The following is a 20,803-nucleotide window of genomic DNA, read 5'->3' on the forward strand; positions in this document are numbered from 1 at the left end:
GCTGAACCCGGAGCATTAGCCTTGGAATCTTTTGGGGGTATAAAGCTTGCGAATGATTTCTTTGTCCCCCTCTGAGAGTGAATCATTGGCCGGAACGCCTCTGCTATCCTTAGTTGCGCTTGGATGTATAGGGTAGTGCATGATGGATCGTCTGTCGTAGCTCGTGATCAGCAGGTCGTTTCCGGTAGGCAGTTTGAACAGGTTGTTATAAACATCCTCTTCATCCCAGTTGTCGTCTTGCTCAAAGGCTTTATATACAGAGCTTTCTTTCCAGTTGATATCATGTTCCGGATGCTGGTGTTCATGCTCAAGACCCAAGGCATGCCCGATTTCATGCAAGGCTGTTCGACGAAATCCTTTTGAGTCGTCGCTCCTGTTCAAGTGCATCGTTGGTTCGTGCAGCGGTATTTTCTTAGCGTCGGTACCAATCGCTGACCAGTTTCCATTGAAACCTTCGTCGTCGCTGATTCGAATATCGCCTTCTTTACCGTCCACGACTCTGAATTGCAGTCCGGGAGTGTGATGCGCCCACTCCCTGAGCGCATCGACTACCAGTGCTTTGCTTTTTTGGTCTTTCAGATCCAATGCGACGGTAACAATGCCGTCAGGCCATCGCTTACGTGTGTCCGCTACACCCCTTTTGGTTCTGCTTGTACGTTCGCAAGCCGAAGTATCGCTATGAATGTGAGGCGGATAGGAAGAGTGATTGGTCGACCCCGGGGCAGTTATGCTCATACGCTCTACTCATGGGATTGTGCCAAGTAGTGGAAAGCGAGAGGGGATTGGTTCCATAGGCAAAGGAAACCGCACTGCCTTGCACAGTGCGGAATTTAAAATGTTTACGGCTTGCGCTGGATAAAATTGCGAATCCGCTCAGCCGCTTCCACGCATTCCGCCAACGGCGCCACCAACGCCAGGCGCACACGCCCCGCGCCAGGGTTGAAACCGCCCACTTCCCGCGATAGGTAAGAGCCCGGCACCACCGTCACATGCTCTTGCACGAACAGATCCCGGCAGAAAGCAGCGTCGTCACCTTGCACATTCGGCCACAAGTAAAAGCCGCCGTCCGGGCTTTGCACGTCCAGCACCGGCTTGAGGATCGCCAACACCGCGTCGAACTTCTCGCGGTACAGGTCACGGTTGGCCAGTACGTGGGCTTCGTCCTGCCAGGCCGCAATGCTTGCAAGCTGGGTTTGCACTGGCATCGCGCAGCCGTGGTAGGTGCGGTACAGCAAAAAGGCCTTGAGGATCTCGGCATCGCCGGCCACGAAGCCTGAACGCAGGCCTGGCAGGTTGGAGCGCTTGGACAGGCTGTGGAACACCACGCAACGCTTGAAGTCTTCGCGGCCCAGCTCGACGCAGGCGCTGAGCAGGCCCGGGGGTGGGGTTTGCTCGTCGAAGTACAGCTCGCTGTAGCACTCGTCGGCGGCGATGACGAAGTCGTATTCGTCGGCCAGGGCGATGAGTTTTTTCAGGGTGTCGACCGGGATCAGCGCGCCGGTCGGGTTGCCTGGGGAGCACAGGAACAGGATCTGGCAGCGTTTCCAGATGTCGGGGGAGACAGCATCGAAGTCCGGATTGAAGCCATTGCTGTCCAGGCACGGCAGGTAATGCGGCTTGGCCCCGGCCAGGAACGCGGCGCCTTCGTAGATCTGGTAGAACGGGTTGGGGCTCACCACCAGCGCGTCGTCGCCACGGTTGACCACGGTCTGGGTGAAGGCAAACAGCGCCTCGCGCGTACCGTTGACCGGCAGGATGTTGCGCGCTGGGTCCAGCCAGCCCTTGGGCACGTTGAAGCGGCGTTCGCACCAGGCGCCGATGGCTTCGCGCAGGGCCGGGATACCCAAAGTGGTGGGGTACACCGCCATTTGATCGAGGTTACTGCTCAAGGCCTCGGCAACGAAGGCCGGTGATTTGTGCTTGGGTTCGCCGATGGATAGCGCAATCGGGCGTTTGTCCGGGTTCGGCGTCACGCTGCCGAGCAGGGCGCGCAGTTTCTCGAAGGGGTAGGGCTGCAACTGGTTAAGGGCGTTGTTCATATAAGCCTCTGTCACGGTGAGCGCGGCCCCTGTGGGAGCTGGCTTGCCTGCGATGGCATCACTGCGGTCGACCTGACGGACCGAGGTGTCTGCATCGCAGGCAAGCCAGCTCCTACATGACTCGTGTTCACAAAGTTAAGAATTCAAATTGTCAGTCTGGTCAGCTCGACACCGGGTTCCTGGCTCACGCTCAATTGCTCCACGATCGCCGCCTGCAAACGCAGGCAAAGCTGCGGGTCGGACAGCGGCTGGTTGTCGGCATCGGTGATAAAGAACACGTCTTCCACACGCTCGCCCAGGGTCGCAATCTTGGCGTTCTGCAGCGACAGGTCGAACTCCAGGAAAATCCCGCCGATGCGTGCCAGCAGGCCCGGGCGGTCCGGTGCGCTGAGCTCCAGCACCGTCACCGGTCGCTGTGCGTCGTTGGAAATGGTCACCTGGGGCGCAAAGGCAAAGTGCTTGAGCTGGCGCGGCACCCGGCGCTGGATGATGGTGGGGTATTCGTCGGGGTTGCGCAGGGCTTCGGTAAGACCTTCGCGGATCTTTTTCACCCGCGCCGGGTTATCGCCAATCGAGTCGCCGTCGGTGTCGAGCACGATGTAGGTGTCGAGGGTGAACTGGCTGCTGGAGGTGATGACCCGGGCGTCATGGATGTTCAGGTTGAGCTGGTCCATGGCCGCCACGGTCACGGCAAAGAAGTCGTGCTGGTCGGGGGCGTAGATGAAGATCTGCGTGCCGCCTTCGAATTCGCGCTGGGTGGTTTCTTTGATCAAGACCAACGGGCCGCCATCGGCGGGTTGCTGCAGGATCGCATCGCTGTGCCAGGCCACGTCGCCGGCGGTGTGGCGCAGGAAATAATCGTCACCCAGTTGCGACCAGAGTTGCTCGACGTCGTCCGGGTCGTTACCGCCGCGCACCAGGATATCCAGGGCTGCGCTTTGAGTGCGGCGGATCTGTTCTTCGCGGTCCACCGGGTTCTCCAGGCCACGGCGCAGGGCGCGCTTGGTCTCGGTGTACAGCTGGCGCAACAGGCTGGCGCGCCAGGAGTTCCACAGGGTGGGGTTGGTGGCGTTAATATCGGAGACGGTCAGCACATACAGGTAATCCAGGCGGGTCTCATCGCCGACGATGCCGGCAAAGTCGTGGATCACCTGCGGGTCGGACAAGTCCTTGCGCTGGGCCGTGGTCGACATCACCAGGTGGTTCTGCACCAGCCAGACAATCAGGCGGCTGTCCCACACCGGCAACTGGTGGCGCTGGCAGAAGGCTTCGGCATCGACCGCGCCGATCTCCGAGTGGTCGCCATGCCGGCCCTTGCCGATGTCGTGGTACAGCCCGGCCAGGTAAATCAGCTCGGGCTTGGGCAGCTTGGCCATCAGCTTACTGGCCAGCGGGAATTTCTCTGACACCTGGGTGTACTGCAACTTACGCAGGTGCTTGATCAGGTTCAGGGTGTGGGCATCGACGGTGTAGATGTGGAACAGGTCGTGCTGCATTTGCCCGACAATAAACCCGAACTCCGGCAGGTAGCGCCCGAGAATGCCGTAGCGGTTCATGCGCCGCAGGTTGCGGTGGATGCCGATGCGACACTTGAACAGCTCGATAAACAGGCTGGTATTGCGGATATCGTTGCGAAAGTCGTCGTCGATCAGGTGACGGTTTTCCCGCAGCAAGCGGATGGTGTCGGCGCGCACGCCTTTGATCTCCGGCTGCTGGGCCATCAACACGAAGATTTCCAGCATGGCGAACGGCGTGCGGCGGAACACGTTGTCGTTGCGCGCTTCGATATAGCCGTCATGCAGTTGGAACCGCGCATTGATCGGCTGCGGCGGCGCTTCGTCTTCGGGGGCCAGGATCACTTCTTCGAAATGCTGGATGATCAAGTCGCTGAGCTGGGCAATGCTCATGACCACCCGGTAGTACTGCTGCATGAAGCTTTCGATGCTGGTCTTCGCGTCTTCGCCCTCAAAACCGAGCAAGGTGGCGATAGAGCGCTGGTGATCGAACAGCAGGCGGTCTTCGGAGCGCCCGGCCAGCATGTGCAGGGCGTAGCGCACCTTCCACAGGAACTCCTGGGACGAAGCCAGCAGAGTGTTTTCGCTCTCCACCAGGAAGCCTTCGCCGGCCAGGGCGCGCAGGTTCAGCGTGCCGTATTGGCGGCGGGCCACCCACAAAATCGTCTGGATATCCCGCAGCCCGCCCGGTGAGCCTTTGACGTTGGGTTCCAGGTTGTATTCGGTGTCGTTGTACTTGTGGTGCCGGGCTTTTTGTTCGGCGCGCTTGGCCAGGAAAAAGTCTTTGCTTGGCCACATGTGCGCGGTGCTGGTGACTTCGAGCATGCGCTGGCGCAGGCGCTCGGGGCCACAGATGGTGCGGCTTTCCATCAGGTTGGTGACCACCGTCAGGTCGGCACGGGCCTCTTCGGCGCATTCGTCCACCGAGCGTACGCTCTGGCCGACTTCCAGGCCGATGTCCCACAGCAACGTCAGAAAGCGCTCGATGGAATCGCGAAAGGTCTCGTGATCGGCTTTGTCCAGCAGGATCAGCAGGTCAATGTCGGAGTAGGGGTGCAGTTCGCCGCGACCGTAGCCGCCGACCGCCACCAGGGCGATATCGGCGTCGAAACTCCAATTGAACTGCTCCCAGGCCTTTTGCAGGATGTTATCGACGAACCAGGCGCGGTCTTCGATCAGGCGGCGAATATCCCGGCCGCTGCGAAAGCGCGCATCGAGCACCTCGCGGGCTTGGCGGATGGCCTTCTTGAAAGCAGCGATGGGGCTTGCCTTCAATGCCAGCTCGGCCTGGAACTGGCCACGGTCGAAGAGTTCGGGATCCACCTGGGGCATCGATCGGCTTTCCTATCTATCTATCAGTCAGTCACAACACGCTGTGGGAAAACCTGGCTAAGCTTCAGGCCGAAACGCGTGGGATGGTGTCGTCGGCGCGCAGGGTGAAGATCTCGTAGCCAGTGTCGGTGACCAGCAGCGTGTGTTCCCACTGGGCCGAGAGTTTGCGGTCCTTGGTGATAGCAGTCCAGCCGTCGCCCAACACCTTGGTGTCGGCCTTGCCCTGGTTGATCATCGGTTCGATGGTGAAGGTCATGCCGGCCTTGAGTTCCATGCCGGTGCCGGCGCGGCCGTAGTGCAGAATCTGCGGCTCTTCGTGGAACACTTTGCCGATACCGTGGCCGCAGAATTCGCGCACCACCGAGAAGCCGTTCTTTTCCGCGTGCTTCTGGATCACTTCACCGATGTCACCCAGGCGGCAGCCGGGCTTGACGATCTCGATGGCCTTGTACATGCATTCCTGGGTGACCTGGGACAGGCGCTCGGCCCACACCGGGACATTGCCGACGTGGAACATGCGGCTGGTGTCGCCGTGGTAACCATCCTTGATCACGGTGACGTCGATGTTCAGGGTGTCGCCGTCTTTCAGGGGTTTGTCACCGGGAATGCCGTGGCACACCACGTGGTTGATCGAGGTGCAGATCGACTTGGGGAAGCCTTTGTAATTCAGTGGGGCAGGGATGGCTTTTTGCACGTCGACTATATAGTCGTGGCAGATACGGTCCAGCGCTTCGGTGGTGACACCGGGCTTGACGTGTTCGGCGATCATTTCCAGCACGTCGGCAGCCAGTTTGCCGGCAACGCGCATGCCTGCGATGTCTTCGGCGGTTTTCAAGGTAACGGTCATACAGGCTCTCTCTAGCGCGACGCGCTGAAATCAATACGGTTCACGGGGGCGCGACAAAGGGTTACAGCATTCGCGCAAGTCCCAAAAAACGCGATTCTAACAGACGATGCTGGCAAATCATGCGCGTCTGGTGATCGCTTCTCTCTATGAGGTAAAGGCATGTTGGCTGTATTCAAGGGCTTACGCAAAGACGACGACCGGCAAGTGTGATTGCGGGTTTCGTTTTTGCCGATGCTGTGGTATAAAATGCGCCGCTTTCCGGGGATACCCCGCAAAGCTTAAATCCACACACGTGTCGACACGATGACCTGGGTGCCGGAGGCCTTGATGCCGCTGGTTGGTCATTGGGATACGTGGAGGCCAAACCCGACTTATTAAGGAACTATCATGTCCCAAGTCAACATGCGCGATATGCTGAAGGCCGGTGTGCACTTCGGTCACCAGACCCGTTACTGGAACCCGAAAATGGGTAAGTACATTTTCGGCGCGCGTAACAAGATTCACATTATCAACCTTGAAAAAACCCTGCCAATGTTCAACGAAGCGCTGACTTTCGTAGAGCGTCTGGCCCAGGGCAAAAACAAGATCCTGTTCGTCGGCACCAAGCGTTCCGCTGGCAAGATCGTTGCTGAAGAAGCAGCACGTTGCGGTTCGCCGTACGTCGATCACCGCTGGTTGGGCGGCATGCTGACCAACTTCAAAACCATCCGTGCTTCCATCAAGCGTCTGCGTGACCTTGAAGTGCAAGCCGAAGACGGTACTTTCGCCAAGCTGACCAAGAAAGAAGCGCTGATGCGCTCCCGTGACCTGGAAAAGCTCGATCGTTCCCTGGGTGGTATCAAGGACATGGGCGGTCTGCCTGACGCACTGTTCGTTATCGACGTTGATCACGAGCGCATCGCGATCACCGAAGCCAACAAGCTGGGCATCCCGGTTATCGGCGTAGTCGATACCAACAGCAGCCCGGAAGGCGTTGACTACATCATCCCAGGCAACGATGACGCAATCCGCGCTATCCAGCTGTACATGGGTTCGATGGCTGACGCTGTAATCCGTGGTCGCAACCACGTTGCTGGTGGTACCGAGCAGTTCGTTGAAGAAGCTCCGGTAGCTGCCGCTGAGTAATTGACGCCCTGGCGTTGACTCAGTAAGCAAAAAGGGGGCTTGGCCCCCTTTTTGCCACCTCGAAAACCATTTGTCGGCAGCGCAGCTACATCGTTTGTAACGTGCAGCGGCCTACAACGGAGATTCGGGAAGAATTGATCGCCCGTTTGATCGGGTGGAATGGTTGAAAACCTATCCAAGAGGATTTTGAAATGGCAGAGATTACTGCAGCGTTGGTTAAAGAACTGCGTGAGCGTACCGGCGAAGGCATGATGGATTGCAAAAAGGCCTTGACCAAGGCCGGCGGCGACATCGAAAAAGCCATTGATGACATGCGTGCTTCCGGCGCCATCAAGGCTGCCAAGAAAGCAGGCAACGTGGCTGCTGAAGGCGCTATCGCTCTGAAAGAAGACGGCAAATCCGCCGTTCTGCTGGAAGTGAACTCCCAGACCGACTTCCTGGCTCTGCAGGACGACTTCAAGGCATTCGTTGCTGCCAGCGTTGAAAAAGCGTTCGCCGAGAAAATGACTGACGCCGCTCCGCTGATCGAAGCTCAAGAAGCTGATCGCCTGGTACTGGTCGGCAAGGTTGGCGAAAACGTCAACATCCGTCGCCTGGTTCGCGTTGAAGGTGATGTGGTTGGTGGTTACCTGCACGGCAACAAGATCGGTGTTGCAGTTGTTCTGAAAGGCGGCGACGTTGAGCTGGCTAAAGACATCGCAATGCACGTTGCTGCAAGCAACCCTGAGTTCCTGCTGCCTTCGGAAGTGTCTGCCGACGCAATCGAACGTGAAAAAGCTGTGTTCCTGAGCCTCAACGCCGACAAGATCGCCGGTAAGCCAGAGAACATCGTTGAAAACATGATCAAAGGGCGCATCAGCAAGTTCCTGGCTGAAGCAAGCCTGGTTGAGCAGGCGTTCGTCAAGAACCCTGAAATCAAGGTTGGCGAACTGGCTAAGAAAGCCGGTGCTGAAATCGTTTCCTTCACTTACTTCAAAGTAGGCGAAGGCATCGAGAAGCCGGTCGACAACTTCGCTGAAGAAGTTGCTGCCCAGCTGGCTGCCGCCAAGCAATAAGACAGTTCCAAACTGTCGCCGAAAGAGGCTGCCCGCTCACGCGCGCAGCCTCTTTTCAAATGGGAAAGCCAATTTTATTTGGTTTCCTCTCGGAACTGGCTTACAAAGCCGTGTTCCGATGGCGCTGTGACAGCGTCCAGCTAGAGTGAACGCAAGCCGTAAAACGGCTCGCCAAGAATTTTTAAAAAATACGCCGCAGGAGAGATTCGCAATGGCTCAGCAGGGCAGTGGTTATCAGGCTCGCTATAAACGCATTCTACTCAAGCTCAGCGGCGAGGCCCTGATGGGCTCGGAAGAGTTCGGGATCGACCCCAAGGTGCTTGACCGCATGGCGCTGGAAGTCGGCCAGTTGGTCGGTATCGGTGTGCAGGTCGGCCTGGTGATTGGTGGTGGCAACCTGTTCCGCGGTGCGGCACTGAGTGCTGCCGGTATGGACCGGGTTACCGGCGACCACATGGGCATGCTGGCCACTGTGATGAACGCCCTGGCCATGCGCGACGCCCTGGAGCGCGCCAATATCTCGGCCATCGTGATGTCGGCTATTTCCATGGTTGGCGTGACCGATCATTATGATCGCCGCAAAGCCATGCGCCACCTGAACTCCAAGGAAGTGGTGATCTTTGCCGCTGGCACAGGTAACCCGTTCTTCACCACCGACTCGGCCGCATGCCTGCGTGCTATCGAAATCGATGCCGACGTGGTGTTGAAGGCGACCAAGGTGGATGGCGTATACACTGCAGACCCATTCAAAGACCCGCATGCCGAGAAGTTCGATCATCTGACCTACGATGAAGTACTGGATCGCAAGCTGGGTGTCATGGACCTGACCGCTATCTGCCTGTGCCGCGACCACAAGATGCCGCTGCGCGTATTTAACATGAACAAGCCCGGCGCCCTGCTGAATATCGTACACGGCGGCGCAGAAGGGACTCTGATCGAGGAAGGCCAACAATGATCAACGAAATCAAGAAAGACGCCCAGGCGCGTATGCACAAATCCCTGGAATCCTTGAGCCACGCCTTTGGCCAGATCCGTACTGGCAAGGCGCACCCAAGTATTCTGGGCAGCGTAATGGTGCCTTACTACGGTTCCGACACCCCGCTGAGCGGTGTGGCCAACGTGACCGTGAAAGACTCGCGCACCCTGCAAGTTGTTGCCTTCGAGCGCAACATGCTTGCCGCCGTCGACAAAGCTATCCAGAGCGCTGGCCTGAACCTCAACCCGACCAACCTGGGCGAGTTGCTGCTGATCTCCATGCCTGCCCTGACCGAAGAAACCCGCAAGGGCTTCACCAAGCAGGCGCGCAGCGCCGCTGAAGATGCCCGTGTTGCCGTGCGTAATATCCGCCGCGATGCGCTGGGTGACCTGAAGAAGCTGGTCAAGGACAAGGAAATCAGCGAAGACGAAGAGCGCCGTGCCGTCGCTGATATCGACAAGCTGACCAAGGACGCCGAAGCCCAGATCACCAAGGCGACCGAGGAAAAAGAAAAGGACCTGATGGCCGTATAAGGGGTCAGGACGCCTTCATGGAAAAGACCAAGCAGACTGTGCCCTCCGTGGTGCCGCGCCATGTCGCGATCATCATGGATGGGAATAATCGCTGGGCGAAAAAACGCTTTATGCCGGGTGTTGCCGGGCATAAAGCGGGTGTTGACGCGGTAAGGGCGGTGATTGAAGTGTGCGCCGAGGCCAAGGTCGAAGTGCTGACCTTGTTCGCGTTCTCCAGTGAGAACTGGCAGCGGCCCGCCGATGAAGTCAGTGCCTTGATGGACCTGTTCTTCAAGGCTCTGCGTCGTGAGGCCAAGCGCCTCAATGACAACAACATCAGTCTGCGCATCATCGGTGATCGTTCGCGGTTCCACCCGGAGCTGCAAACGGCCATGCGCGAAGCCGAGGCCATCACTGCCGGCAGTAACCGTTTTGTACTGCAGATCGCAGCCAACTACGGTGGTCAGTGGGATATCGCCCAGGCTGCACAGCGGCTGGCCCGCGAAGTGCAAGCCGGCCATCTGCGCCCGGACGACATCACGCCCGAACTGTTGCAAACCTGCCTGGTGACCGGCGACTTGCCGTTGCCGGACTTGTGCATTCGTACCGGTGGCGAGCATCGCATCAGCAATTTCCTGCTGTGGCAGCTGGCCTACACCGAGCTGTACTTCTCCGACCTGTTCTGGCCGGACTTCAAACACGATGCCATGCGTAATGCACTGGCCGATTTCGCTTCCCGTCAGCGTCGCTTCGGTAAAACGAGCGAGCAGATCGAAGCTGGAGCCCGGGTTTAAATGCTTAAACAACGAATCATCACGGCGCTGATCCTGCTGCCGATTGCCTTGTGCGGTTTTTTCCTGCTCGACGGTTCTGGCTTTGCGCTGTTCATCGGCCTGGTCGTGACCCTTGGGGCATGGGAATGGGCGCGCCTGGCAGGTTTCGTCAACCAATTGCCGCGTGTGGTCTACGCCGCTGTGGTCGCGCTGTTGTTGTTCTTTATGTATATCCTGCCGGACATCGCCCCCTGGGTGCTGGGTGCTGCAGTGTTGTGGTGGGCGTTGGCGACTTTCCTGGTGCTCACCTATCCGCGCACCAGTGGCCAATGGTCCAGCGTGGCCTGCAAGCTGGTGATTGGCCTGGCAATCCTGTTGCCGGCCTGGCAAGGGCTGGTGGAGATCAAACGTTACCCGCTGGGCAACGAATTGATCCTGGCTGTGATGGTGTTGGTGTGGGGCGCTGACATTGGTGCCTACTTCTCGGGTCGAGCCTTTGGCAAGCGCAAGCTGGCCCCGGCCGTCAGCCCAGGCAAGAGCTGGGAAGGCGTATACGGCGGCCTGGCTTTGACGCTGCTGATCACCCTGGTGGTCGGTGTGGTGCGTGACTGGTCGGTAAAGGAAGTACTCCTGGCCTTGCTGGGGGCGGCTATCGTCGTCTTCATCTCGGTGGTGGGCGACCTTACCGAGAGCATGTTCAAGCGCCAGGCTGGCATCAAGGACAGCAGTAACCTGCTGCCAGGTCATGGCGGTGTGCTTGACCGTATCGACAGCCTCACCGCCGCGCTGCCGATTTTTGCCGTGCTGTTGTGGATGATCGCTTCGTGAGCCGCCTGCAGCAGGTTACGGTGCTGGGCGCGACCGGCTCGGTCGGGCTCAGTACCCTGGACGTCATTGCGCGTCACCCCGATCGCTATCAGGTTTTCGCCCTGACCGGCTTCACGCGTTTGCGCGAGTTGCTGGCCTTGTGCGTGCGACACTCGCCGCGCTTTGCCGTGGTGCCAGAGGTGGCTGCCGCTCGCCGTCTGCAGGATGATCTGCGGGCTGCCGGGCTGGCCACTCAGGTATTGGTCGGCGAGGCAGGGTTGTGCCAGGTCTCGGCCGATGCGGACGTGGATACCGTAGTGGCGGCGATTGTCGGTGCAGCAGGTTTGCGCCCGACCTTGGCGGCAGTCGATGCTGGCAAGAAAATCCTGCTGGCCAATAAAGAAGCCTTGGTCATGTCCGGCGCGCTCTTTATGCAAGCGGTGCGCAAGAGCGGCGCGGTGCTGCTGCCTCTGGACAGCGAGCACAACGCCATCTTCCAGTGCATGCCCGGTGATTTTGCCCGCGGCTTGAGCCAAGTCGGCGTGCGCCGGATTCTGCTGACGGCATCTGGCGGGCCATTCCGCCAGACTCCGTCGGCCGAGTTGGAACATGTGTCTCCCGATCAGGCATGCGCCCACCCGAACTGGTCCATGGGGCGCAAAATCTCCGTGGATTCGGCGAGCATGATGAACAAAGGCCTTGAGTTGATCGAGGCATGCTGGCTATTCGATGCACGGCCTGACCAGGTCGAGGTGGTCATTCACCCACAAAGTGTGATCCATTCCCTGGTCGATTACGTGGATGGTTCGGTGTTGGCGCAATTGGGTAACCCGGACATGCGCACACCGATCGCCAACGCCTTGGCGTGGCCTGAGCGGATTGATTCCGGCGTAGCACCGCTGGACCTGTTTGCAATCGCGCGCCTGGACTTCGAAGCTCCGGACGAGCAGCGTTTCCCTTGTTTGCGCCTGGCGCGGCAAGCAGCCGAGGCGGGTAACAGTGCCCCGGCGATGCTTAACGCGGCCAACGAAGTGGCCGTGGCGGCGTTTCTTGAGCGGCGCATCCGCTTTCCGCAGATCGCGAGTATCATCGAGGACGTCCTGGCGCTTGAGCCAGTGGTGGCGGTGAATGACCTGGAGGCGGTGTTCGAGGCCGACACCAAGGCTCGAACCTTGGCCGGGCAATGGTTGGATCGCAATGCGGGTTAGGCCGCGGGCAGGTTTGAGTCTTCGGGCATTGAATTGAAATGCGGAGAAATTAGATGAGTGCGCTCTACATGATTGTCGGCACCCTGGTTGCTCTGGGTGTGTTGGTTACCTTCCACGAATTCGGCCACTTCTGGGTGGCGCGTCGTTGCGGCGTCAAGGTATTGCGCTTTTCCGTCGGTTTCGGCATGCCGTTGTTGCGCTGGCATGATCGCCGCGGCACTGAGTTTGTCATTGCTGCTATCCCGTTGGGCGGCTACGTCAAGATGCTCGATGAGCGCGAAGGCGAAGTGCCTGCAGACCAACTGGACCAATCCTTCAATCGCAAGACCGTTCGTCAGCGTATCGCGATTGTCGCGGCGGGACCGATCGCCAACTTCCTGTTGGCGATGGTGTTCTTCTGGGTCTTGGCCATGCTGGGCAGTCAGCAGGTGCGCCCGGTCATTGGCGCGGTCGAAGCCGACAGCATCGCGGCCAAGGCGGGCCTGACGGCAGGGCAGGAAATTGTATCCATTGATGGCGAACCCACCACGGGGTGGGGCGCGGTCAATTTGCAGTTGGTGCGTCGCCTGGGTGAAAGCGGCACCGTCAATGTGGTGGTGCGTGACCAGGATTCCAGTGCCGAAACCCCGCGGGCATTGGCGCTGGACCATTGGCTCAAGGGCGCAGATGAGCCCGATCCGATCAAATCCCTGGGGATTCGCCCTTGGCGTCCGGCCTTGCCGCCGGTGCTGGCTGAACTCGATCCGAAAGGCCCGGCCCAGGCTGCCGGCCTGAAAACCGGTGATCGCCTGTTGGCCCTTGATGGCCAGGCGCTGGGTGACTGGCAGCAGGTGGTCGACCTGGTGCGTGTGCGCCCTGATACCAAAATTGTGCTGAAAGTTGAGCGCGAGGGTGCTCAAATCGACGTCCCCGTGACCTTGTCGGTGAGAGGGGAGGCCAAGGCGGCCGGGGGATACCTGGGGGCCGGGGTCAAAGGTGTCGAATGGCCGCCATCGATGGTGCGAGAGGTCAGTTTCGGGCCTTTGGCCGCGATTGGCGAGGGCGCGAAACGCACCTGGACCATGAGCGTGCTGACCCTCGAATCCCTCAAGAAAATGTTGTTCGGTGAGCTCTCGGTAAAAAACTTGAGTGGACCGATAACCATTGCTAAAGTGGCGGGCGCTTCTGCCCAGTCGGGTGTCGCGGATTTCCTGAATTTCCTGGCTTATCTGAGTATTAGCCTTGGGGTTCTGAATTTGCTGCCCATTCCTGTATTGGATGGGGGGCATCTGCTGTTTTATCTGGTCGAGTGGGTGCGTGGTCGCCCCTTGTCGGATCGGGTGCAGGGTTGGGGGATACAGATTGGTATCAGTTTGGTGGTCGGGGTGATGTTGTTAGCCCTGGTCAACGATCTGGGACGTCTGTAACGCTTCGCTGAATTGCGAATCTGCCGCATTTTGCGGCAGTTTGTTTATTGCCAGTTGGAATAAGAAAGGACTTCATGAAACGTCTGCTGCTAACTGCGGTTCTCACCGTATTGATGATCGCCGAAGTTCACGCCGAGTCCTTCACCATCTCCGATATTCGCGTCAACGGCCTCCAGCGGGTTTCCGCGGGTAGCGTCTTTGGTGCCTTGCCGTTGAACGTCGGGGAACAGGCGGATGATCGTCGCCTGGTGGAATCCACTCGTGCGCTGTTCAAAACCGGGTTCTTTCAAGATATCCAACTGGGTCGCGAAGGCAACGTCCTGGTCATCACGGTCGTCGAGCGACCTTCCGTCGCCAGTATCGCGATCGAAGGTAACAAGGCCATCTCCACTGAAGACCTGATGAAGGGCCTGAAGCAATCGGGCCTGGCCGAGGGCGAGATCTTCCAGCGCGCTACCCTTGAGGGTGTGCGTAACGAGCTGCAACGCCAGTACGTTGCCCAGGGCCGCTACTCCGCGACCGTGGAAACCGAAGTGATCCCCCAGCCTCGTAACCGTGTGGGCCTGAAGGTCAACATCAACGAAGGCACCGTGGCCGCCATCCAGCACATCAACGTCGTGGGCAACACCAAGTTCCCTGATGAAGACCTGGTCGACCTGTTCGAACTCAAGACCACCAACTGGTTGTCGTTCTTCAAGAACGATGACAAGTACGCCCGTGAAAAACTCTCCGGTGACCTGGAACGCCTGCGCTCCTACTACCTGGACCGTGGCTATATCAACATGGACATCGCTTCGACCCAGGTGTCCATCACCCCGGACAAGAAGCACGTCTACATTACCGTCAACGTCAACGAGGGCGAGAAGTACAAGGTTCGTGACGTCAAGCTCAGCGGTGACCTGAAAGTGCCTGAAGACCAGGTCAAGTCCCTGTTGCTGGTGCAGAAGGACCAGGTGTTCTCGCGCAAGCTGATGACCACCACTTCCGAACTGATCACCCGTCGCCTGGGTAACGAAGGCTATACCTTCGCCAACGTCAACGGCGTGCCGACCCCGAATGATGAAGACCACACCGTGGACATCACCTTCGTCGTCGATCCGGGCAAGCGTGCCTACGTCAACCGCATCAACTTCCGTGGCAACACCAAGTCTGCGGACGAAGTGCTGCGTCGTGAAATGCGTCAGATGGAAGGTGGCTGGGCTTCGACCTACCTGATCGACCAATCCAAGACCCGTCTTGAGCGCCTGGGCTTCTTCAAGGAAGTCAACGTCGAAACCCCGGCCGTACCGGGTGTGGATGACCAGGTTGACGTGAACTACGCCGTTGAAGAACAAGCCTCGGGTTCGATCACCGCCAGCGTCGGGTTCGCCCAGAGCGCCGGTTTGATCCTGGGTGGTTCGATCACGCAGAACAACTTCCTGGGTACCGGTAACCGTGTGTCCATCGGCCTGACCCGCAGCGAATACCAGAGCCGATACAACTTCGGCTACACCGACCCCTACTGGACTGCAGACGGTGTGAGCCTGGGCTACAACGCCTTCTACCGCACCACCGACTACAAAGACCTCGATGTTGACGTTGCAAGCTATGCGATCGACAGCCTGGGGGCCGGTGTCAACGTGGGTTACCCGATCAGCGAGACGTCGCGCCTGACCTTCGGCCTCACCGCGCAGCAGGATGAGATCAAGACCGGTGTGTACACCGTGGATGAAATCTTCGACTTCACCCGTCGTGAAGGCGACAAGTTCCTGAACTTCAAGGCGTCTGCCGGCTGGTCCGAGTCGACCCTGAACAAAGGCGTACTGGCAACCCGCGGCCACTCCCAGAGCCTGACTGCGGAAGTCACCACGCCGGGCAGCGACCTGTCGTTCTTCAAACTCGACTACCGCGGCCAGTTGTTCCAGCCGTTGAGCGATAACTACACCATGCGCCTGCACACAGAGCTGGGCTATGGCGACGGTTATGGTTCGACCGATGGCTTGCCGTTCTACGAGAACTACTATGCAGGTGGTTTCAACTCGGTACGTGGCTTCAAGGACAGCACCTTGGGTCCGCGTGGTACGCCGAGCCGCGGTGTTGACCGGACCGGTAACCAAGGCACTGTCGCTGACTCGGACAACGACCCGCTGCCATTCGGTGGTAACGTGCTGATCCAGGGTGGTGCCGAGATCCTGTTCCCGCTGCCGTTCGTCAAGGACCAGCGCTCCCTGCGGACGTCGGTCTTCTGGGACGTGGGTAACGTGTTCGACTCCAAGTGCGAGCAGATCAAGAACCCAAGCGGGCTGAAGTCCAACACCCAGTGCAACGACGTAAGCCTCAGCAACCTGGCGAGCTCCGTGGGCGTGGGTGTGACCTGGGTGACTGCGCTGGGCCCGTTGAGTTTTGCTCTGGCCATGCCGATCAAGAAACCGGATAACGCTGAAACCCAGATTTTCCAATTCTCCCTCGGCCAGACGTTCTAAGCGTCTGACCTAAGATAACGACAACGGATTCTGTAGGAGTACATCGTGCGTAAGTTGACTCAATTGGTCTTGCTGGCCACTGTGCTGGTCACCACCCCGGCCTTCGCCGAAATGAAAATCGCGGTCCTGAATTATCAGATGGCCCTGCTGGAATCCGATGCGGCCAAGCGATACGCCGTGGATGCCGAGAAGAAATTCGGTCCGCAACTGACCAAGCTCAAAACCCTGGAAAGCAGCGCCAAGGGCATCCAGGATCGTCTGGTAGCCGGTGGCGACAAGATGCAGCAAGGCGAGCGCGAGCGTCTGGAGCTTGAATTCAAGCAAAAGGCCCGTGACTACCAGTTCCAATCCAAGGAACTGAACGAAGCCAAGGCAGTGGCCGACCGCGAAATGCTCAAGCAGCTCAAGCCGAAATTGGACAGCGCTGTGGAAGAAGTCATCAAGAAGGGTGCCTTTGACTTGGTGTTCGAGCGTGGCGCCGTGATCGACGTCAAGCCTCAATACGACATCACCCGCCAGGTGATCGAGCGCATGAATCAGCTGAAGTAAACCATGACAGCGACTATCAAACTCGGCGAGTTGGCCGAGTTCCTCGGGGCCACCTTGCGTGGCTCCAAGGAGAAAGAAATCACTGGGCTAGCCACCTTGCAGGAGGCTGGCCCAGCTCAGTTGAGCTTCCTCGCAAATCCTCAATACCGTAAATACCTGGTCGACTGCCAGGCCGCAGCCGTGTTGCTGAAGGCCGCTGACGCCGAAGGGTTTACCGGGGATGCGCTGGTGGTGGCCGACCCGTACCTGTCGTACGCCAAGGCGTCGCACTTGTTCGATCCCAAGCCGAAGGCGGCCGGCGGTATTCACCCGTCTGCCGTGATCGCCGATGATGCCCAGGTTGACCCTGCCGCCAGCATCGGTGCGTTTGCCGTGATCGAGAGTGGGGCGCGTATTGGTGCGGGCGTCACTGTGGGTGCCCATTGTTTCATTGGCGCGCGCTGCGAAATTGGTGCCGATGGCTGGCTGGCTCCTCGTGTGACCCTTTACCACGATGTGCGTATCGGTCAGCGTGTGGTCATCCAGTCGGGCGCCGTGATCGGTGGTGAGGGCTTCGGCTTTGCCAATGCCAAGGGCATCTGGCACAAGATCGCCCAGGTCGGTGGCGTACTGATCGGCGACGATGTGGAGATCGGTGTGAACACTGCTGTGGATCGCGGGGCCCTGGCCGATACCGTGATCGGTAACGGGGTGAAGCTCGATAACCAGATCCAGATCGCCCACAACGTACAGATTGGCGATCACACCGCCATGGCCGCCTGCGTGGGTATTTCCGGCAGCACCAAGATCGGCAAGCATTGCATGCTCGCCGGTGGCGTAGGGCTGGTGGGGCATATCGATATTTGCGACAACGTCTTCATCACCGGCATGACCATGGTGACCCACTCGATCACAGAGCCAGGGGCCTACTCGTCCGGTACCGCGATGCAACCTGCGGCCGAATGGCGCAAGAGTGCCGCGCGTTTGAGGAAGATCGACGACATGGCACGACGTATCAAACAGCTTGAAAAGCGTGTCGGGGACGTGACCCCCGGCGGTAATGCTTCATCAGAAGGCTGATACCATTTCCATATCAAGTGTGCGCGGCCGCTAGACAGCCTCCTTGATTTGCTAGCGGGGCGTGCGCCTGGTGCGCCCGCCCCCAATCTTTATTACAGGCTTCCCCCCGAAATGATGGACATCAACGAGATTCGCGAATACCTGCCTCACCGTTACCCGTTCCTGCTGGTGGACCGCGTAGTGGACCTCAACGTCGAGGAAAAGCGCATTCGTGCCTACAAGAATGTCAGCATCAACGAACCATTCTTCAATGGTCACTTTCCTGCGCATCCAATCATGCCAGGTGTGTTGATCATCGAAGCCATGGCCCAGGCTGCCGGTATCCTTGGTTTCAAAATGCTCGACCTCAAGCCTGCCGACGGCACGCTTTACTATTTCGTGGGTTCGGACAAGCTGCGTTTTCGCAACCCGGTCACCCCGGGTGACCAGTTGATCCTGGAAGCCAAGTTCATCAGTTGCAAACGCCAGATCTGGAAGTTCGAATGCCAGGCCTCGGTAGATGGCAAGCCGGTGTGCTCTGCCGAGATCATCTGTGCGGAACGCAAACTATGAGTTTGATTGACCCTCGCGCAATCATCGATCCGTCGGCCGTACTGGCCGCCGACGTTGAGGTCGGCCCTTGGTCGATCGTCGGCGCAGGTGTTGAAATCGGCGAGGGGACTGTCATCGGGCCGCACGTGATCCTCAAGGGTCCGACCCGCATTGGCAAACACAATCGTATCTACCAGTTTTCCTCGGTAGGCGAAGACACCCCGGACATGAAGTACAAGGGTGAAGAAACACGCCTGGTAATCGGTGACCACAACATCATTCGTGAAGGCGTCACCATTCACCGCGGCACCGTGCAGGATCGCGCCGAAACCACCTTGGGTGATCACAACCTGGTCATGGCCTATGCGCACATCGGCCATGACAGCGTGATCGGCAACCATTGCATCCTGGTCAACAACACTGCGTTGGCAGGCCATGTGCACGTTGATGACTGGGCGATCCTCTCCGGGTTTACCCTGGTGCATCAGTACTGCCACATCGGTGCCCACAGCTTTTCCGGCATGGGCACCGCCATCGGCAAGGATGTCCCGGCGTTCGTGACGGTGTTCGGCAACCCTGCCGAAGCCCGTAGCATGAACTTCGAAGGCATGCGTCGTCGCGGTTTCAGCGAAGAAGCCATTCACGCCCTGCGCCGTGCCTACAAGACGGTTTACCGCCAAGGGTTGACCGTGGAACAGGCCTTGGCCGAGTTGGCCGAGCCTGCCACGCAGTTCCCGGAAGTCGCGGTGTTCCGTGACTCTATCCAGACCTCGACTCGCGGCATCACCCGCTGATCATGGCCACTTTGCGTATTGCGCTCGTGGCCGGTGAAGCTTCCGGCGATATCCTGGGTGCTGGCTTGATGCGGGCGCTCAAGGCCCAGCATCCAGCGGTAGAATTTATCGGGGTCGGTGGCCCGTTGATGCAGGCCGAAGGCCTGACCTCCTACTTCCCCATGGAGCGCCTGTCAGTCATGGGGCTGGTGGAAGTCTTGGGGCGCCTGCGTGAGCTGCTGGCTCGCCGCAAGCTGCTGATCAAGACGCTGATCGAAGAAAAGCCTGACGTCTTTATCGGCATCGATGCGCCGGATTTCACGCTCAATATCGAACTCAAGTTGCGCCAGGCCGGGATCAAGACCGTGCACTACGTCAGCCCATCCGTGTGGGCGTGGCGCCAGAAGCGGGTGTTGAAAATCCGCGAAGGCTGCGACCTGATGTTGACCTTGCTGCCATTCGAAGCCCGGTTCTACGAAGAGAAGGGCGTGCCGGTGCGGTTTGTCGGCCACACCCTGGCTGACGCCATTCCCTTGCAAGCTGATCGTACGGCTGCACGTGCCGAGCTGGGCTTGCCGGATGGCCCCTTGGTTGCGTTGATGCCAGGGAGCCGTGGCGGCGAGGTAGGACGTTTGGGAGCGCTGTTTTTTGATGCCGCCGAACGTCTCCAGGCGCAAAAGCCGGGAATCCGCTTTGTGCTGCCTTGCGCCAGCCCACAACGCCGTGCGCAGATCGAAACGCTGCTGGAAGGTCGCAACCTGCCGTTGACCCTGCTCGATGGCCAGTCCCACCTGGCCCTGGCAGCCTGCGATGCGGTGTTGATCGCCTCGGGCACCGCCACGCTTGAGGCCTTGCTGTACAAGCGCCCGATGGTCGTGGCCTATCGCCTGGCGCCACTGACCTTTTGGATCCTCAAGCGCATGGTCAAGAGCCCTTACATTTCCTTGCCCAACCTGCTGGCCCAGCGCCTGCTGGTGCCGGAGTTGTTGCAGGACGATGCAACGCCCGAAGCGCTTGCGCAAACCCTATTACCCTTGATTGACGGCGGCGAAGAGCAGACCCGTGGTTTCGACGATATTCACCGCACGTTACGCCGTGATGCCTCGAACCAGGCGGCCGACGCCGTGTTGACCTTGATCGGCCATAAACAGGAAGCCTTATGACCATGCAAATGGGCCTGGATTTCAGCCTCGTTGCCCAAGCCCATGAACTGGTGGCGGGTGTTGACGAAGTCGGGCGCGGCCCGCTGTGTGGCGCAGTGGTTACGGCGGCGGTGATCCTTGATCCGAACCGCCCGATCCTGGGGCTCAACGATTCGAAGAAGCTCACCGAAGCCCGTCGCGAAAAGCTCTATGACGAGATCTGTGAAAAAGCCCTGAGCTGGCATATCGCCCGGGCTGAAGTCGAAGAAATCGATGAACTGAATATCCTGCACGCCACCATGCTGGCGATGCAGCGTGCTGTGGAAGGGCTGCACATCACCCCGAAAATGGCGATGATCGACGGTAACCGCTGCCCCAAGCTGCCAATGCCATCCGAAGCGGTGGTCAAGGGTGATAGTAAGGTTCCCGCCATTGCCGCCGCCTCGATCCTGGCCAAGGTCAGCCGCGACCGTGAAATGGCCGCGTTCGAATTGATCTATCCCGGCTACGGCATTGGTGGCCATAAAGGCTACCCGACGCCCGTTCATCTGGAAGCTCTGGCTCGGCTCGGCCCCACCCCGATCCATCGCCGCTCGTTTGCCCCGGTACGCCAGGCTTATGAGGCCCGTGAAAGTCTGATCGAGGTTTAGCGGCAAGGCTGATGTTTTTACCCAGGCCCGGTACAATCCGGGC

The 20,803-nt window shown here is 59.1% G+C and carries 19 protein-coding genes; 15 read left to right on the forward strand and 4 right to left on the reverse strand.

Annotated features, from left to right (window positions below; translation table 11 throughout):
- Nucleotides 1–15: 15 nt before the first annotated feature.
- The 4 genes from ODQ19_RS04795 to map all read right to left on the reverse strand — a co-directional run bounded on the left by ODQ19_RS04795 (nucleotide 16) and on the right by map (nucleotide 5,732).
- The gene (locus tag ODQ19_RS04795; RefSeq protein ID WP_442962724.1) at nucleotides 16–585 is read right to left on the reverse strand and encodes a M12 family metallopeptidase; all 570 of its coding nucleotides are present in this window, start codon (nucleotides 583–585) and stop codon (nucleotides 16–18) included.
- A gap of 254 nt (nucleotides 586–839) precedes the next feature.
- On the reverse strand, nucleotides 840–2,039 hold the full coding sequence (dapC, locus tag ODQ19_RS04800) for a succinyldiaminopimelate transaminase (RefSeq protein ID WP_330209454.1): 1,200 nt from the start codon (nucleotides 2,037–2,039) through the stop codon (nucleotides 840–842).
- 143 nt (nucleotides 2,040–2,182) lie between these two features.
- The gene (locus ODQ19_RS04805) at nucleotides 2,183–4,885 is read right to left on the reverse strand and encodes a [protein-PII] uridylyltransferase (protein ID WP_330209455.1); all 2,703 of its coding nucleotides are present in this window, start codon (nucleotides 4,883–4,885) and stop codon (nucleotides 2,183–2,185) included.
- Between the two features lie 64 nt (nucleotides 4,886–4,949).
- A complete protein-coding gene (gene map, locus ODQ19_RS04810; RefSeq protein ID WP_003189156.1) occupies nucleotides 4,950–5,732 on the reverse strand; it encodes a type I methionyl aminopeptidase in 783 nt (260 codons plus the stop codon).
- 387 nt (nucleotides 5,733–6,119) lie between these two features.
- Between map and rpsB the strand changes: the two genes are divergently transcribed.
- From rpsB to rnhB, 15 genes are all read left to right on the forward strand, one after another.
- Nucleotides 6,120–6,857 (forward strand): 30S ribosomal protein S2, encoded by a 738-nt coding sequence (rpsB, locus tag ODQ19_RS04815; protein WP_003189158.1) that lies wholly within the window; start codon nucleotides 6,120–6,122, stop codon nucleotides 6,855–6,857.
- A gap of 191 nt (nucleotides 6,858–7,048) precedes the next feature.
- Complete coding sequence (gene tsf, locus ODQ19_RS04820) at nucleotides 7,049–7,912, forward strand: translation elongation factor Ts (RefSeq protein WP_003189160.1); 864 nt, start codon at nucleotides 7,049–7,051, stop codon at nucleotides 7,910–7,912.
- A gap of 211 nt (nucleotides 7,913–8,123) precedes the next feature.
- The gene (gene pyrH, locus ODQ19_RS04825; RefSeq protein WP_003189161.1) at nucleotides 8,124–8,867 is read left to right on the forward strand and encodes a UMP kinase; all 744 of its coding nucleotides are present in this window, start codon (nucleotides 8,124–8,126) and stop codon (nucleotides 8,865–8,867) included.
- On the forward strand, nucleotides 8,864–9,421 hold the full coding sequence (frr, locus tag ODQ19_RS04830) for a ribosome recycling factor (RefSeq protein ID WP_116628371.1): 558 nt from the start codon (nucleotides 8,864–8,866) through the stop codon (nucleotides 9,419–9,421). Before pyrH ends, frr begins: the two co-directional genes overlap by 4 nt.
- A gap of 17 nt (nucleotides 9,422–9,438) precedes the next feature.
- On the forward strand, nucleotides 9,439–10,194 hold the full coding sequence (gene uppS, locus ODQ19_RS04835; protein WP_003189167.1) for a polyprenyl diphosphate synthase: 756 nt from the start codon (nucleotides 9,439–9,441) through the stop codon (nucleotides 10,192–10,194).
- Nucleotides 10,195–11,001 (forward strand): phosphatidate cytidylyltransferase, encoded by an 807-nt coding sequence (locus tag ODQ19_RS04840; protein WP_003189168.1) that lies wholly within the window; start codon nucleotides 10,195–10,197, stop codon nucleotides 10,999–11,001.
- Nucleotides 10,998–12,188: a 1-deoxy-D-xylulose-5-phosphate reductoisomerase gene (ispC, locus tag ODQ19_RS04845; protein ID WP_330209456.1), complete on the forward strand. Its 1,191-nt coding sequence runs from the start codon at nucleotides 10,998–11,000 to the stop codon at nucleotides 12,186–12,188. The genes ODQ19_RS04840 and ispC overlap by 4 nt, the downstream gene beginning before the upstream one ends.
- 53 nt (nucleotides 12,189–12,241) lie before the next feature.
- Nucleotides 12,242–13,594, forward strand: a complete 1,353-nt coding sequence (gene rseP, locus ODQ19_RS04850) for a sigma E protease regulator RseP (protein WP_014717233.1) — start codon at nucleotides 12,242–12,244, stop codon at nucleotides 13,592–13,594.
- A gap of 74 nt (nucleotides 13,595–13,668) precedes the next feature.
- Nucleotides 13,669–16,056: an outer membrane protein assembly factor BamA gene (bamA, locus tag ODQ19_RS04855; RefSeq protein ID WP_014717234.1), complete on the forward strand. Its 2,388-nt coding sequence runs from the start codon at nucleotides 13,669–13,671 to the stop codon at nucleotides 16,054–16,056.
- Nucleotides 16,057–16,101: 45 nt separating this feature from the next.
- Entirely contained in the window at nucleotides 16,102–16,605 is a 504-nt protein-coding gene (locus ODQ19_RS04860) for an OmpH family outer membrane protein (protein WP_003189173.1), read from the forward strand.
- A 3-nt stretch (nucleotides 16,606–16,608) separates the two neighbouring features.
- The gene (gene lpxD, locus ODQ19_RS04865) at nucleotides 16,609–17,664 is read left to right on the forward strand and encodes a UDP-3-O-(3-hydroxymyristoyl)glucosamine N-acyltransferase (protein WP_073522652.1); all 1,056 of its coding nucleotides are present in this window, start codon (nucleotides 16,609–16,611) and stop codon (nucleotides 17,662–17,664) included.
- Nucleotides 17,665–17,775: 111 nt separating this feature from the next.
- On the forward strand, nucleotides 17,776–18,216 hold the full coding sequence (fabZ, locus tag ODQ19_RS04870; protein WP_003172281.1) for a 3-hydroxyacyl-ACP dehydratase FabZ: 441 nt from the start codon (nucleotides 17,776–17,778) through the stop codon (nucleotides 18,214–18,216).
- Entirely contained in the window at nucleotides 18,213–18,989 is a 777-nt protein-coding gene (lpxA, locus tag ODQ19_RS04875; protein ID WP_032893181.1) for an acyl-ACP--UDP-N-acetylglucosamine O-acyltransferase, read from the forward strand. The genes fabZ and lpxA overlap by 4 nt, the downstream gene beginning before the upstream one ends.
- A 2-nt stretch (nucleotides 18,990–18,991) precedes the next feature.
- The gene (lpxB, locus tag ODQ19_RS04880; protein WP_330209457.1) at nucleotides 18,992–20,131 is read left to right on the forward strand and encodes a lipid-A-disaccharide synthase; all 1,140 of its coding nucleotides are present in this window, start codon (nucleotides 18,992–18,994) and stop codon (nucleotides 20,129–20,131) included.
- 2 nt (nucleotides 20,132–20,133) lie between these two features.
- Nucleotides 20,134–20,760, forward strand: coding sequence for a ribonuclease HII (gene rnhB / locus ODQ19_RS04885; RefSeq protein ID WP_330209630.1), 627 nt, complete (start codon nucleotides 20,134–20,136; stop codon nucleotides 20,758–20,760).
- The last annotated feature ends 43 nt before the right edge of the window (nucleotides 20,761–20,803 follow it).

Origin of the sequence: Pseudomonas sp. AM4(2022) (assembly GCF_036346515.1) — a bacterium.
GTDB lineage: Bacteria > Pseudomonadota > Gammaproteobacteria > Pseudomonadales > Pseudomonadaceae > Aquipseudomonas > Aquipseudomonas paracarnis.